Source organism: Algoriphagus pacificus (genome assembly GCF_017254845.1).
In the GTDB taxonomy this organism is placed as follows: domain Bacteria; phylum Bacteroidota; class Bacteroidia; order Cytophagales; family Cyclobacteriaceae; genus Algoriphagus; species Algoriphagus pacificus.
Window position 1 is genome coordinate 259,756 of record NZ_JAFKCU010000003.1, and the last position, 16,465, is coordinate 276,220.

8 protein-coding genes are annotated in these 16,465 nt (G+C 40.0%); 6 read left to right on the forward strand and 2 right to left on the reverse strand.

The annotated features are described in order from the left end of the window. Positions 1-4: 4 nt before the first annotated feature. Together J0A69_RS13640 and J0A69_RS13645 are read right to left on the reverse strand one after the other, a co-directional pair. Entirely contained in the window at positions 5-1,480 is a 1,476-nt protein-coding gene (locus J0A69_RS13640) for an acyl-CoA synthetase (RefSeq protein WP_206587161.1), read from the reverse strand. Positions 1,481-1,610: 130 nt separating this feature from the next. Then, the gene (locus tag J0A69_RS13645) at positions 1,611-3,281 is read right to left on the reverse strand and encodes a M1 family metallopeptidase (protein WP_206587162.1); all 1,671 of its coding nucleotides are present in this window, start codon (positions 3,279-3,281) and stop codon (positions 1,611-1,613) included. A 168-nt stretch (positions 3,282-3,449) separates the two neighbouring features. Between J0A69_RS13645 and J0A69_RS13650 the strand changes: the two genes are divergently transcribed. The 6 genes from J0A69_RS13650 to J0A69_RS13675 all read left to right on the forward strand — a co-directional run bounded on the left by J0A69_RS13650 (position 3,450) and on the right by J0A69_RS13675 (position 16,448). Then, positions 3,450-4,361: a methionyl-tRNA formyltransferase gene (locus tag J0A69_RS13650; protein WP_206587163.1), complete on the forward strand. Its 912-nt coding sequence runs from the start codon at positions 3,450-3,452 to the stop codon at positions 4,359-4,361. Positions 4,362-4,493: 132 nt separating this feature from the next. Then, positions 4,494-5,267, forward strand: a complete 774-nt coding sequence (locus J0A69_RS13655; RefSeq protein ID WP_206587164.1) for a hypothetical protein — start codon at positions 4,494-4,496, stop codon at positions 5,265-5,267. Positions 5,268-5,440: 173 nt separating this feature from the next. After that, a complete protein-coding gene (locus J0A69_RS13660) occupies positions 5,441-5,986 on the forward strand; it encodes a phage tail protein (protein ID WP_206587165.1) in 546 nt (181 codons plus the stop codon). A gap of 29 nt (positions 5,987-6,015) precedes the next feature. After that, on the forward strand, positions 6,016-6,561 hold the full coding sequence (locus tag J0A69_RS13665) for a phage tail protein (protein ID WP_206587166.1): 546 nt from the start codon (positions 6,016-6,018) through the stop codon (positions 6,559-6,561). A gap of 70 nt (positions 6,562-6,631) precedes the next feature. Continuing rightward, entirely contained in the window at positions 6,632-15,412 is an 8,781-nt protein-coding gene (locus J0A69_RS13670) for an MBG domain-containing protein (protein ID WP_206587167.1), read from the forward strand. Between the two features lie 73 nt (positions 15,413-15,485). Beyond that, positions 15,486-16,448, forward strand: coding sequence for a PorP/SprF family type IX secretion system membrane protein (locus tag J0A69_RS13675; RefSeq protein WP_206587168.1), 963 nt, complete (start codon positions 15,486-15,488; stop codon positions 16,446-16,448). Positions 16,449-16,465: the final 17 nt, after the last annotated feature.

Consider the following 16,465-nt stretch of genomic DNA (forward strand, 5'->3'; position numbering starts at 1 on the left):
GCTTTTAGAATAATTTCTTTAATTCATTTTTGGTCACTTTGCCCATAGCATTCCGAGGAAGATCATCGATTATCAAATATCTTCTTGGTGTTTTATATGCAGGCATTCTTTCTCTCATCCAGCCGCTAAGTTGTTCCGTGTCTATTTTCTCCGAAGTAACCAAGGCTGCAACAACCAATTCTCCCCATTCTTCATTTGGAATGCCAATCACTCCACAGTCTTTGATGGAAGGATGCTTTCGGAGAACTTCCTCTATTTCGAGGGCAGAAATTTTATATCCTCCGGACTTTATAATGTCTATGGAATCTCTTCCCAGGATTCGATAATATCCATCATCCAGCACCGCAATATCTCCGGTTTTGAACCAACCATCATCCGTAAAGCTTTTTTGCGTAGCCTCAGGTTTGCCCCAGTATTCTTTGAACACGGAAGGTCCTTTAATATGGATTTCTCCGGGTTCACCAGCATTTACCTTTTTTCCATCCTCATCTAAAAGGCCAAGTTCAACTCCAGGTAATGGCTGACCAATATGACCTGCTCGTCTTTCTCCATCATAAGGATTGCTGACTGCCATTCCGATTTCTGTCATGCCATAGCGCTCCAAAAGATAATGTCCTGAAATTTCTTTCCATTTCTCCATCACAGAAACCGGCAAAGCAGCAGAACCAGAAATCATTAATCGGAAGGATTCCATGGATTTTTTTAATTCGGCTTGCCTTTCAGGAATATAGCTTTCAAATTCTGAAATCAATTTGAAATAAATGGTTGGGACAGCCATAAAGACATTGAGTTTTCCTTCTTCGAAAATTTCAAAGACCTTTTTGGCATCAAAAGGATTTAAAAACTCAACCGTGCCGCCAGACCATAAAGCACAACAAAGCACATTGATGATTCCATGAACATGGTGAAGAGGCAAAAGCTCCAAAATGTAATCTTCCGAAGTCCATTCCCAGGCTTTTACCAAAGTCCTGATTTGAGATTCTAAGTTGGTATGCGTAGTTAAAACTCCTTTAGGCAAAGAGGTGGTGCCGGAAGTGTAAAGAATCATCGCACCTCTATCTTTTGCTATTTCAGGAAGTGCCTTTGGGTTTGAGTTTTGAAATTCTTCCAAGGAGATGAATTTTATCTCCGAATGGTTTTGGTAGGGCTGAAGAATGGATTCATATTCTTTCCCTACAATCAAGTATTTGGCTTGAGTATCCTCAATTACATACTGCAAAGAAGGGAAGGGGTAGGTAATGCAAAGTGGTACAGCAATTCCTCCCGCTCTCCAGATTCCCCATTGAACAGCAACATAGTCAAATCCAGGAGCAACCATAAAAGCAACTCTTTCCTGATTGAGGTCATTGCTTTCGGCCAGTAAAAAGCTGGAAACCTGCTCGCTTTTTATTAAAAGTTCTTGATAGGAATAGTGATTTGTTCCTTCGACAATCGCTGTTTTACTGGGAGTTTGCTTTGCTTTTTCAAAAAGTTGAAGCATAGGAAATAGGGAGATTTGTTATTGTTTCAATTTGAAATATAGAAGCAAATGCTTCAATAATAAAAAACACGCCACAGGAATTTCTATGGCGTGTTAAATTTTTGATTAACTAATCTAGCTGTTTGGAGGATTATTTCCCCGATATATTCATGTTTCCTACATAAAAATTAGGATCCACACTAAGGTCAGATATGCTTTTTTCCAAGTCTAAACTTGCCCATCGAGTTGTTGGTTTCAACCATAATTCCAAACCTGAATCCAATTTGATTTTCACCGGCATGTCAAAAGTCATTATTGAATTTTCCCATCGGTAATTCAATTTGTTTCCTTCAAGGTAATAGCTAAAAATAGGGATTCTCACATCTCTTAAATACTGGTCAAACACAGAAGATAGGTTGAGATTTGCCTGAGTGCTGATGTAAGTTTCGATTTGTTCGCTGGTAACTGTCTGATGGTAAAACTCCTGATTTAAACCTCTTAGGATCTTTCGCCATTTTTCATCGTCATTCACAATTTGGCGAATCGTATGAAGCATATTGGCTCCTTTGTAATACATGTCACCAGAACCTTCCTGATTGACACCATAAGGACCAATGATTGGGCTATCGTTATTGATGTTTTTCCTAGTACCTAATACATATTCGCTACTTGCTTCCTTGCCGTAATAATAGTCTAGGAAGAGATTCTCAGAATATGCTGTAAAGCTCTCATGGATCCACATATCTGCGACGTCTTTGTAGGTAATGTTATTGGCAAACCACTCATGACCAGATTCGTGGATGATTATAAAGTCAAATTTCAAACCCCAACCGGTTCCACTCAGATCTCTGCCTAAATAGCCATTGGCATAATTATTTCCATAAGTCACCGAACTCTGATGCTCCATTCCTAAATAAGGTGCCTCAACCAGTTTGTAGCTGTCTTCATAAAAAGGATAAGGCCCAAACCAGTGTTCGAAAGCTTTCATCATTTTTGGAGCGTCTTTGAATTGCTCTTTTGCCTTATCCAGGTTTTCGCGAAGGACATAATAGTCCATGTCCAAAGTGCCCTTTTCACCTTCAAACTTTTCTCCGAAATGAACATAGTCACCGATGTTGATATTGACTCCGTAGTTATTGATCGGGTTTTCTACTTCCCAATGGTAGGTTTTGGTTTTTGCCTTTTTATCATGATCTGTTTTGATCAATCTTCCATTTGAAACGTCAATAAGATTCTCCGGAACTTCCACTGAGATCATCATTCCATTGTCAGGTTCATCGGCGGCATAATCCTTATTTGGCCACCAAATACTTGCACCAATTCCTTGATTTGAGTTTGCTATAAATGGTAATCCATTGCTGTCTTCTTTCCAAGTCAATCCTCCATCCCAAGGAGGGCGTACTGCAATCACTGGAGTGCCTTCGAAAAATAGATTGAAATGATAGGATTTGCCGATTTCTTGAGGAATCACAGGTGTGATAAAATAGGAATAACCATCTTTTTCTATTTTCATTTCTTGGTCAGCCTGCATTGCTTTCACCAATTTCATGGGTTCCTGCAATTCAATTTGCAATCGATTTGCTTTATCAAGCACCTTATAAGTGACCATATTCGAACCAGAAATAGATTTGTTTTCTGGATTTACTTTTAGTTGGAGTTGATAATGCTCTAAATCCCACCAATTTCTGTCAGGAGTATTGCTGCCGCGCAAAGTGTCCTGACGAGTGAATTCCTGAGGAGCTCTGAAAATCTGTGCGTTTACTGCTCCAATTGCCAGCAAGAAAAAACAACTAGTTAATAGGGGTTGAAAATATTTAATCATGTATTTCTGTGATTGAAAGAAAGAAGAATTCAATTTTAAGATAAATAGGGTCAATTCAGACTCAACTTTTTAGCAGTCAAATCTTAGATCTAATTAGAAGGAAGCTTGTTTTGATTGCTGAAATTATAAAACTACTTTCATTTTGAAACCAAAAAGCAACTTTTACCCATGCGAATTGTAATTTTTACGCAGTGTTCCTGGAGTCTTCCCTCTATTCAGAAATTAGTCCAAAATGATCAGGTGGCGGGAATTGTAATCCCAAACAAAGAAGTTCCTGATCGGAAAATGATAGTGGAAATCTCTAAAAACCTCAATATTGATGTTTACAGCTGGGATGGAAAGGAAAATCAAGCGATTCTAAAATGGTTCGAGCATACTCAAGCGGATAGGGGATTGAGTTTCGGCTTTTCATATAAAATACCAAAAGAGATCTTTGAAAGCTTCCAATTTGGGGTTTTGAATGTTCATTTTGGGAAGCTACCAAAATATGCTGGAGCCGCGCCACTTTTTTGGGCAATGAAAAATGGAGAGCGATTTGTAACGATCACCTATCATGAAATAGATGAAAACTGGGATGCCGGTAGGATGGTATTGGAATTTGATGTTCCTGTTTTTCCTGGAGAACCCATTGGGCTTTTAGCTTCACGATTAGCAACTTTGTCTGCCAACGAGATTGAAAAAGCTTTACTTCAATTAGAGCTCAAAACCGGTGAAATTATCCCTGCAAACTCCAAGAATGAATCAAGACCTGATCAAACAGATTTATTGATTGATTGGAAAAAACAAACAGCAGATCAGGTTGAATTTTTAGTCAATGCGGCAAATCCTCATTATGGAGGTGCAATCACAAATTTTAGAGGAAGTGAGATTAGAATATTAGAAGTGAGTCCTGCAGATGTTAATGTTACCGGAATCTTTTCTCCTGGAACAATTGTGTACGCGGATGCTACTTATGGAATTTTTGTCTTGTGTTCGGACTATAAATACTTACGTCTAAACATTCTCCAAATTGAAGGAACGATTATTACAGGAACAAAATTGGCTGCTTTGGGTGTAAAGCCTTTTGAGAAATTCAATTAATTAGATTACTAGTGTAATTTAATTAAGTAATCACCTAATTATTAAAATTAAATAATAAATGTTTAATAGTTACTTTATTTTTGAAAACGGGTAATAATTGTATTAAATTAAGTTTTTGTAAAATTTTTATATATGCTGCAAAGGAGAGAATTTTTAAAAAAAGTTAGCCTAGGATACGGAGCCGTTACTTTGTCGAGTATTGTTCCGGCTTTTTCTAATTCCATGTTCAAGTCTTCGCAATCATTGATTGTCCATGTGAGTAAGCCTGAATTTTTGAGTAAAATTTCAAATAATATCTTATTGCAAAATCCATTTGCTGACAAGATCATATTATGCACGTTTTCAGCAGATTTTTTGCAAGAAGCCATAGATACAAAGAGCAATTCTAAAGAAATTGACGCATTGCTATATTCAAATGAATTGAGAAATTATTCAATGGATTTAGATTCCAATTCTATTCTGAAAAATCTTCCATTTGTTAACTCTGATTTTCAGCCTACAGAAAGTGAGGCTTTTGTTCAAGAACATCTTATTTTAAAAAAATCCAATTTACAGATAGGGGTGATGGGTTTCATCTTAAGTGATCTTAAAACTAGTTTTTTTGAAGTAGTTGAAAAAATGAATAAAAAAGCAAAAGAGCTAAGAAATGTATTTGGTTGCGATATGGTCTATTGCTTGACAGATGATTTTGGACTTGAAACTCAAAAGTTATCTACAATTGATTTTGCAGAGGCAACAGAAGGAATTGATCAATTCTTTTCCTCGACAACTAAAGCATCTAGATTGTATGTAGCTGCAAATAAGAATAAAGAAGAAGTATTTATTAGTTTAAGTAATGTCAATGAAAAGGAACAAGGAGTTTTAACATTAGAAAGAAAAGATTTTAGAGACTTTGAATTGGGTTAAGCTCCCATTTTACAGATATATAGGTAGAAATACGTATGTTTTAATTTTAAAAAAGTCAGTTAATTTCTATTTCTAATTGTCAGACTATTCAAGTTTGAGATGTCTTTTTCTTTTAGTAGAATTTAAAATATACACTTAAAATAAATTATTTTTCATTTAAACTTTTAATTATCATGGAACCCTTTTTAGGACAAATTATGCTGGTGGGATTTAATTTCGCACCTAGAGGATGGGCATTTTGCGATGGTACAATATTACCGATATCTAATAATACAGCTCTTTTCTCACTTTTAGGAACAACTTATGGGGGAGATGGAAGAACCACTTTTGCTTTGCCGGATTTAAGAGGAAGAGTTGCAGTAGGCATTGGAAATGGTCCTGGTCTTACGCCAAGAGTATGGGGTCAGAAATTTGGTCAAGAAAACCATACGCTGACCACACAAGAAATACCAAGTCATAATCATAACCTAAATGGTAACAATGCCAACGGGACCAGCAATAGTCCAACAGGTAATGTTTTGGCTGTTAACACGGTGGTTCCAGAAAGAGGCGCTGATCCAGTTCCTGCAAATGGCTTTTCCTCTTCTGCCCCCAATGTTGCCATGAATTCTTCAAGTATAGGTGCTACGGGAGGTAGCGCGCCGCATGTTAATATACAGCCATCAATAGTTTTGAACTATGTCATTGCTTTGCAGGGTGTTTTTCCATCTAGAAATTAAATGAAACTTTTCAACTTAAAACTAAAATCATGACACCATTTATAGGTCAAATAGAATTATTTGGATTTAATTTTCCGCCTAGAGGTTGGGCTACATGTTCTGGTCAGCTTCTACCCATTTCTTCATATACGGCTTTATTTTCTTTATTGGGAACTACCTATGGAGGAGATGGAAGGACCACTTTTGCTTTACCTGATTTACAGGGAAGAGTGGCAATTGGTCAAGGGAATGGACCTGGTCTTACACCAAGAGCAATGGGTCAAAAATTTGGACAGGAAAACCATACGTTGACCACCCAAGAAATTCCAAGTCATAGCCATAGTCTAAATGGAAACAATGCCAATGGTACCAGTAATAATCCAACAGGCAATGTTCTGGCTGGCAACACAGTAATTCCAGAAAGAGGCGCAGATCCAATTCCTGCAAATGGATATGGAAGCTCGGCTCCAAATGTTCAAATGAGTCCATCTAGTATTGGAAATTCAGGTGGTAATTTGTCTCATAATAATATGCAGCCCATGCTGGTACTGAATTATTGTATAGCTCTTGAGGGTATTTACCCTTCAAGAAATTAATTAGTAGCCAGTTAAGCATCAGTGTTTAACTGGCTACATATTTAAAAAGAAAAGCTAACAGCTCAACACTATGAAAACTTTTACTGCTCGATTTTTACTTTTATTCCCATTCTTGATTGGGATTCATATTTTTAGTCAAGCTCAAACTACGGTTACTTTTGATGAAATCACGGGTTCTACGGCCAATTCGTTGAACGGGACAAATACCTATGATAATTCTGGGGTCAGGTTTCAAATTTTTTCAGGCTCGAATAATAATGCATATGTCAGTTCATTTGACAGAGGTTTTAATGATACCCGGGCATTAGATGACACCAATTTAACAGTTGGAGGAGTAACTGGCTGGAAAATCAGGAAAGTGGACGGCTCCGCTTTTCAGTTTATCAGTATTTGGTTGCAAGAAGGTTGTGGTTGTTCATCCGATACAGGAACTCTAAAAGCTTATAAAAATAATGTTCAAGTTGGATCGACAGTAAATGTAACCTTTAACAGTAGGTCGACGGGTGACAAAAGTTTTGTAGCAAATCCGGATTTTTATGATGTGGATGAAATAAGGATTGAAGGAATAGATTTATATGTGCTTATCGATAATTTCACATTTGGAAGTCCATATACCCCAGTAGACGGAGATCCTCCTGTGGTTTCAAGCATAGCCCTTGTAGGTACTCCTTTGACTACTGCAACAACTGTTGATTACACCGTTACTTTTTCAAAAAATGCAAAAAATGTTACGTCAGATGACTTTGAATTGACAACTGTTGGTACCATCGGTACAGTAGGTGCGGTATCAGGTTCAGGAACCACTTATACGGTGACGGTGAATGGGATTGATGGGGAAGGAACTATTCGACTGGATCTAAAATCTGGAACGGATATCGCCAATGATGATGATATCACAGGAACTCCTGCCTTTACTTTAGGTCAAATTCATAACGTGGGAGAGTGTTTTGTGGAGACTTTTGAAACTGAAACCGATGAAGCAACCACATTTAGCGGGAACGGTCTGGACTTCACATTAGGTACTGGCTTTAAAATTGAAAAGAGATTAGGTTTTGGTGCGGGCCCGTCCAATGGGTATATCGCTAATAACTTTACAGCTGGTACTTTTTCACTTTCCAGTGGTACAGAGTTTACCATGAAGACCATTGATTTATTCCTCTCCGATATGTCCAATGGTAACAACCCTACTGGAACAGGGACTTTGGTCATCACCGGTAAAAAAGGTGGAATAGATCAATACACCATTATCAAAACATCTGGTTTCCCAACTAATACAGCGGTTAATAATGGATTTTTCACACTTGACTTTGCAACAGATGGGGCTGCTAATTATAGGGACACGAATGTGGATGAATTGGTGTTTACGATCAGTGGTGGATTTATAGAGCTTGCCATCGACAACATGAATTTCTGTGAGGCGGCACCTGATGTGGATACTGATGCACCTACAGTGAACAGCATTTTAAAAGTGGGTAATCCAATTTCGACAGCAGCTACGGTTGATTTCCAGGTGACATTTGATGAGAATGCAAATAATGTGACCACTGACGATTTTGAATTAATACGAACTGGAACAGCTACTGGAGCAATCACTAGTATTAGCGGTTCAGGTTCTCTTTATACATTGAGTGTAACTGGTATTACTGGAGAAGGATCTATCCAAGTGAAACTTTTGGCAGGTACTGACATAGCAGATGATCTAAACAATACTCCTCCGTTTGAATATGTCAATGGGGAAATTCATTTGGTAGGTGCTTGTTACATAGAAAATTTTGAAACCTTCTTGGATGGAATCACATCTTTTACCTCTAACGGTGTAGACTTTACCCTAGGTGGAAACTGGGCTGTGAATGTTAGAAATGGCTTCGGTATTAATAGTTCAGATGTATTTGTAGAAAATACGGGAGCAGGAACCTATACCATATCTAATAATATACCTGTTACTTTTAGTCAAATCGCATTCTTCTTATCTTCTGAGGCTGGTTCAAGTCCCAACCCTACGGATGATGGAACCTTAACCATCAGAGGAATCAAAGATGGTGGGACCGTCTATACCATTACCAAGTCTACCGGATTCCCTACGGATTTCTCTTCTAACAATGGCTTCTTCTACGTTGACTTTTCTTCCGAGGGAGGTTCAGATAATTCTGGAACTTTTGTGGATGGGTTAGAAATTGAAATTGGAGGTAGTTTTAGTTACATGGCAGTAGATAATCTTCAGTTCTGTAAGGATTTTGATGCCCCTACAGGATATACTGTTACGATAGATCAAGATCCAATCACAGCTGCCAATGCTGGAAATGTTAGCTTCACATTTGGTGGGGGCGAAATTGGAGCTACCTATGATTATGAATTTACAAGTGATGGAGGAGGTACTCCTGTAGTTGGTAGTGGTACATTGGTCACTGCCATCGATCAGATTACAGGAATTGACTTAAGTGGCTTAGGAGCTGGAACAGTCACCCTTACGGCTACCTTAACAGACCCATCAGGAAATAAGGGAGCTGAAGTAACTGATACCTCAACGAAGTTGATCAATAATTCACCAACAGCCAACGCGCCAACTGCACCTACAGTTAGTGAGGATGTAACGGTTTCCTTGGCAGATGACATTCAAGTAGCTGATGTGGATGGCGATGACCAAACAGTCACGTTCAACATTACTGGAGGAACAGTTACCATGGGGACTACAGGCATCTCATTTGGTGGTTCAGGGAACGGTTCTTCAAATTTTACCGCATCAGGTACTTTGGCAGCCATCAATACGGCATTGGATGCAGCGACATTTACCCCAACACCGAATTTGTTTGGGACAAATGCAGGAACTATCTCCTTTATCTCAAATGATGGTTCTGATGATTCAAATGTCGCATCAGTAACCTTTAATATTCAACCAGTCAATGATGATCCTACATTTACTGGATTACCTGCATCCATTACTGTTCTGGAAGATGCAAGTGGAAGTTCCTTAAATGGGGCACTATCCAATGGTACTTTTTCTGATATTGATGCAGGGTCCAGTGAGGTAGTGTTATTTGTCACTACTTCAAGCGGTACATTTTCTTTGGCAAATCCAGGTGGCATTCCAGTAACTCTTGCAGGCAATGCGACTCCAACGATATCAATTACCGGTTCTCAAGCTGCTATAGAAGCCTATATTAGCATTAACTCAAACATTATTTATAATCCAGCTCCAAATGTGGCAGGTGTAAATGCGGCATTGGTTACATTGGAAGCAAATGATAATGGAAATACCGGAACAGGTGGAGGAACAAGAGTTGAAATTGGTTCATTCAATATCAATATAACCCCAGTCAATGATGACCCTACCTTTGTTGGGTTACCTACCGATATTTCGGTTCAAAACGGGGTTGCAAGTAATTTGGATCTTTCCTCAGCTACTTTTGGAGACGTAGATTCAGGCTCAGGGAATGTAACATTAGGCTTCTTAGTTTCAGGAGGAACGTTGTCTGCAACAAGTACAGCGGATGTAGCGGTAAGCTTCCCAATTCCAGGAGCAATGAGCCTAGTGGGTACAGCAGCAGCGATTGAAGCCTTCCTTAACACTCCTTCTAATATTAAGTACACCAATGCCCCTGGAGCCTTTGGAGATAATGCGGCAACGCTTAGTGTTTCGGCTAATGATAACGGAAATACAGGAACTGGGGGAGGTGTTCCTGTTAATTTTGGAACTATCAATATTGATGTAGTAACCCCAATACCTAGTGTAACCCTTTCAAGTGTGACTATTGCACAAGGTGAGTCAGTTGCCGATCCTGTCGTGATTACTGCAACCCTGTCAAACAGCATCGGCTCAGATGTAACAGTTAACTTGGGATTCTCCGGAACTGCAACAGGTAGTGGGGTAGATTATTCTCGCAGTGGTACCTCAATTACCATTTCTGCAGGAAATACAACAGGTTCTATTACCTTAACCAATGTTTCAGATGCGCTATATGAAGGAAACGAAACAGTAATAATTGATATTACAGGGGTCACCAACGCAGTGGAAGATGGAACTCAGCAATTGACCTATACAATTGTTGATGATGACCCTCTGCCAACGGCAACGTTGGAGGTATTGAATATTTATAATCCAATTTTAGATGAAAGTGGTGGTCAAGCTTATGTAAGGGCAAAAATAGATGTAATTGCAGGAGTGACTATTACGGTGCCTCTATCATTTAGTGGAACAGCTACTGGAGGTGGTACAGATTATAGTATAACTGGTTCTACGATCACACTGTCTCCTGGAGAATATATGGATAGTATCCGTGTAACTTCTCAATTTGATGGTATTGAGGAAAATAATGAGACAATAATCATCGATATGGAAACTCCAACGAATGCGATTGAGGGAACTCCAAATCAAGTGACCATTACCATCATCGATGAAGATGCAAGTCCACCAGCTGGTTACTCAGTTGCAATCGATCAGAGCGCAATTAATAATTCCAATCAAACCGCCGCTAGTTTCACTTTTGCAAGTGCAGAATTGGGAGCTATCTATAATTATCAATTCACCAGTTCCGGTGGAGGAGGAACAGTATCTGGTTCAGGCACCATTGCAACAGCATCAGACCAAATTACTGGAATTGATTTAAGTGGATTGGGAGATGGAATTATCACATTGTCAGCCACGTTGGAAGATGCATTTGGAAATGTTGGTTCCCCTGCCACTGATACAAAAAATAAGGATACTGTGGATCCTTCGGGGTATGCTGTAAGCATTGACTTATTAGGAGAAACTCAGATCAATTCCATTAATCAGACTATTATTGAGTTCACTGGAACAGGATTGGAAACAGGGGCGACGTTGAGTTACTCATTTACAAGTGATGGAGGAGGTACTCCTGTTTCAGGTTCCGAATTGGTAACCTCTGCAAACCAAACCTTTAGTAATGGGGGAGCGGGCTATGATTTATCTGGCTTATCGGATGGTTTAGTAACCCTGACGGTTTACTTGACAGATCCAGCAGGAAATCAAGCAGGAAATGCTTCGAATACAGCCAATAAAGATGTGGGGGCGCCGACCGGGTACTCCGTAGCATGGGATGATGCGCTTATCAATGCATCTGAGGCAAGTAATACTTCATTTACTTTGTCAAATGGTGAAATTGGCGCTACCGCTTTCTATTCCATTTCAAGTTCAGGTGATGGAAACACTGCAACAGTTTCCGGTACTACCTTGGTAACTAATAATTCACAAGCAATTTCTGTGAATGTTTCTTCCTTGGTGGATGGAACCTTGACTGTATCTGTGTACCTCAAAGATGGATCAGGTAACAATGGGGCAACTGTCTCTGATAACTCAGCTTTATTAGATCAAACCCCACCTGCAGCTCCAAGCGTACCTGATTTGAGTGCAGCTAGTGATTCAGGTATCAGTGATTCTGATGATATAACCAATGATGTAACTCCTACATTCGAGGGGACTGCAATACCAAATTCCACTGTTACGCTGACCAGTAATATAGATGGCAATGTAGGTTCCACAACGGCTAATGGATCTGGCGACTGGTCAATTACCTCTTCGACCTTGTCCTCTGGAATCCATAGCATTTCGGCTACTGCTACTGACCTCGCTGGCAACACAAGTGCTGCATCAGCAGGCATACAAGTGACTATTGATATCTTGGCTCCAACTCCAATTTTGATCAATGGTTTAGCACTTCAATTGGATGTTAATGGTAATGCACCAACGATCACAGCTGCTGATCTTTTGGCAACCCCGATTACGGATGATTACTCTTCATCCGGAAATATCCAATTAGCCTTAGATAAAACTGATTTTAATTGTTCCGATGTTGGAATTAACAATGTTACGGTAACCGCAACGGATCAAGCAGGGAATTCTGATTTCGCAGTCACAAATGTTTTGGTTCAAGATTTGATCGGACCAACAATTCTGGCTAAAGCTGCTATTACCTTGAATGTGGATGCATTTGGCACAGTTAATTTGACGCCTGCCATGATTGATGAAGGTTCTACTGATGCATGTGGAATTCTATCTCAGACCTTCAGCCAGTCCGTATTTGACCGTACAGATGAAGGAATCAACAATGTTATCTATACGGTTACAGATGTGAATGGTAATCCATCTCAGGTGCCTGTAGAGGTTACTGTTGTGGTGGTGCCAAAAGTATTGAATATTACCGTGGATGCAGGCCAGTCCAAAGTATATGGAGATGCGAATCCTGTGTATACTTTTACTGCCACAGGCTTTGAAGCTGGAGATGATGAGACTATCCTTACTGGTGCCTTAGCCAGAACTGCAGGAGAAAATGTTGGTACCTATCCAATCAGCCTTGGTACTTTAGACGCAGGAGCTAATTATACGATCAACTTCACACCAGCTGATTTTGAGATCACTCCGGCCAGTTTGAATGTCACGGCAAATCCAGGACAGACTAAGATTTATGGCAATGCTGATCCAGCTTTGACCTACCAGGTAACTGGATTTAAGAACGGAGATGGTTTATCTGTCTTTACAGGTTCCCTTGCCAGGGCATCCGGTGAAAATGTAGGTAGCTATGCTATTAATATTGGAACGCTTTCGGCTGGAATCAATTATACAATAAACTTTACGGGAGCTGACTTTACGATCACCCCGAGAACCCTGAATATTGTAGCCAATCCGAATCAGGCCAAAGTATATGGTTCTGCCGATCCAGTCCTTACTTATACGGCAAGTAATTTCGGTAATGGTGACAACAATTCAATATTAACTGGAGCGCTTAGCCGAGAGTTTGGAGAGAAAAAAGGCAAATATGCTATTTTGCTAGGATCTCTTTCCGCTGGCTCTAATTATACGATCAATTTCACTTCGGCAACATTTACCATTGCCGCAAAAGTCTTAGACGTTACTGCAGATGCAGGACAGGGTAAAGTCTTTGGTACTGCTGATCCAGTATTGACGTATCAAGTTTCAGGATTTGAAAACGGGGATGATGCAAGTATTTTGAGCGGTGCTTTGGCAAGAGCCGCAGGTGAAAATGTAGGAACCTATGCAATCAACTTGGGTACCTTGGATGCAGGATTTAATTATGCAATCAACTATACAGGTGCAGACTTCACGATTAGCAAAGCGAATATCACGGGAATTACATTTGCAGACGGAAGCTTTGTATACGATGGTACAGCCAAGTCCCTTGCTATAACAGGGGCCCTTCCTACGGGTGTTTCAGTATCCTATGCTAACAACAGCAGAACGGATGTGGGAACACAGGAGGCAACTGCAACGATTTCCGGATCGAATTATAACCAATTGGTTCTTAAAGCTGACTTAACTATTACTCCTGGAAGTATCACAGGAATTACATTTGAAGATGAAAGCTTTGTTTACGATGGCACAGCCAAGTCACTTGAAATAACAGGAACCCTTCCTGCAGGCGCTTCAGTATCCTATACGAATAACAGCAGAACGGATGTGGGAAGTCAGGAAGTTACGGCAACAATCAGTGGCTCAAACTTCACTTCCTTTGACCTCAATGCTGATTTGTCAATAACTCCAGCTACTCTGGATATAGTTGCTGATCCAGACCAGAACAAACTTTTTGGTGAATCAGATCCTGAGTTGACCTATTCTGCTTCAGGATTTGGAGCCGGAGATGATGAAAGCATCTTAACAGGATCTCTTGAGAGAGCTTCAGGGGAAAGTGTTGGAATGTATTCCATTCTTTTGGGTACTCTTGACGCAGGTTCTAATTATACGATTGACTTTACTGGTGCTGACTTTGAAATCATCAGTAATGACAGCGATGGAGATGGGGTTCCAGATGATGTGGAAAATGAGCAGGGAACTGATCCTGATGATCCAATGGATTACCAAGATGAGGATGGAGATGATGTACCTGATTTTGTAGAAGATGAGCAAGGAACCGATCCAATGGATTCTGGAGATTATCTTGATTCTGATGGAGACGATGTGCCGGATTATATAGAAGAACAACAGGGAACTGATCCAGATGATCCTACTGATTTCAAAGATGAAGATGGGGATGGAGTTCCAGACTATGTTGCTGATAAAGCAGTGGCAGAGTTTGTTGTTCAAAGTCTTGAGGTCCTTTGGGGTACTTTAGAAAGTGAATTGAAAGTTCCTGTGGATGTAGTTGGTATTACCTCAAATGGTACTGTCATCAACTTCCCAGTAGTTTGGGATCTTACAGGATACAATCCGCTGATACCAGCTACTACCAATTTCTTTGGAACAGTTGAATTACCGGCTGGAGTGTTTAACCCTGATGGGCTGCAACCTGTACTTGAACTTACAGTTATGGCTAAACCGGCACCAACGGATGTTACCTTAAGTGCTTCAAGTTTCATAGCAATACCGGATGTGTTCTTCCAGGAAATCGGAGTGTTTACGGTCATTGATCCTACCGATGACCAGCATACCTTGAGTCTACCGGAAGGTGCTCAGGATAACGAATACTTTGAAGTGATAGATGGTATTCTGTTCTGGAGTAGTGCGGAACAAGCACAGGGAAGAACTGATTTCAACATACTTCTTCGAGTTGTGGATAGAGCTGGCAATGTGCTTGAAAAGAGCTTCCAGATCACTAGAAACAGAACCCCATTGGATCAACTGGAATTGACCAATACGTTTACTCCGAATAATGATGGTGTGAATGATACATGGGGAGTTCCAGCGCTTAGATATTACCAAGGCGTAAGGATCTCGATTCTGGAAGTAGGAGGAAACAGGGTATTCTATACTGAGAATCCTGACATCCGATGGGATGGTACATTTGATGGTAAAGATTTGCCTGTAGGAGCTTATTTCTGGATTATAGAAGTAGAAGAAACAGGTGAGATAAGAAGAGGCGTGTTGAACCTTTTGAGACAATAAAAGAAGACTGAATCAGGGAATCCGGCTAGGATTAAAGTTGGATTCCCAATTTTTAAATTATTTCCAAAAAGCAATGAAAAATTACACCAGATATATCGTAGCAGCATTTTTAGTCCTTTCCGTGGTTGTTACCGCAAAGTCTCAATCCAGAAAGTATATTTCAAATTTCAGTCATTTTCAAAGTTATTTTAATCCTGCGTTGACTGGATATGAAGGAAGTGCGATCAGAGGTTTTGTCCGAAATCAGTGGTCGGGATTTGAAGGAGCTCCAAAGACCTATTTTATTTCTGCTGAATTGGATTTTGGGGAATTGGCAGGAGAAGAAGATCCAGCGTTGATGGGGAAAAATGCTGTGTCAGCGAACATGCTTTATGATACTTATGGAGCTTTTCGAGAGACAGAGCTTTTGTTAGCCTATGCCTCAAGGGTTAGGTTGACAGAAAAGCATAATCTGAGATTGGGAGCTGGATTAAATTATCAGAGTATCCGATTGGATGGAAATGCATTGACCACGGAAGAGCAGAATGATCCTACCTTGGGTCAGTATATCGGTCAGTTTTCCAATATGAATGTCATTGACTTTAACTTGGGAATCGCCTTGACTCATGCTAAGTATTACGTTTCTTATGGAATGCACCGTGTAGCAGGGGGAAAGATTACTTCAGGAGATGAGTTTATGGATGGTTATCCTTCAGCGATCATGGTTCAGGCAGGATATAGAGAAGCCTTGGGGCCAAACCTTGCAGTGATCGTGAACGGCTTTTACAGAAGCCAAAAAGACATGAAAGACAATCTTGAATTCAACTTAAAAGCTTTGCTAATGGATAGGGTTTGGGTTGGAGTGGGAAACCGTGTCAACTACGCCACAAACGCTCAACTTGGAGTATTGACAAAACGATTGAGAATTGGCTACCTGTATGAGTTTTCTACTGGTGGAGGGTATAATCTTCCGGGTAATACGCATGAGTTTACAGCTGTCTTTAATCTGTTCCGAGATAATACCCGCAGATATGATAATGAAGTTCTGATCTGGTAAGTAGACAGGAGAAATTT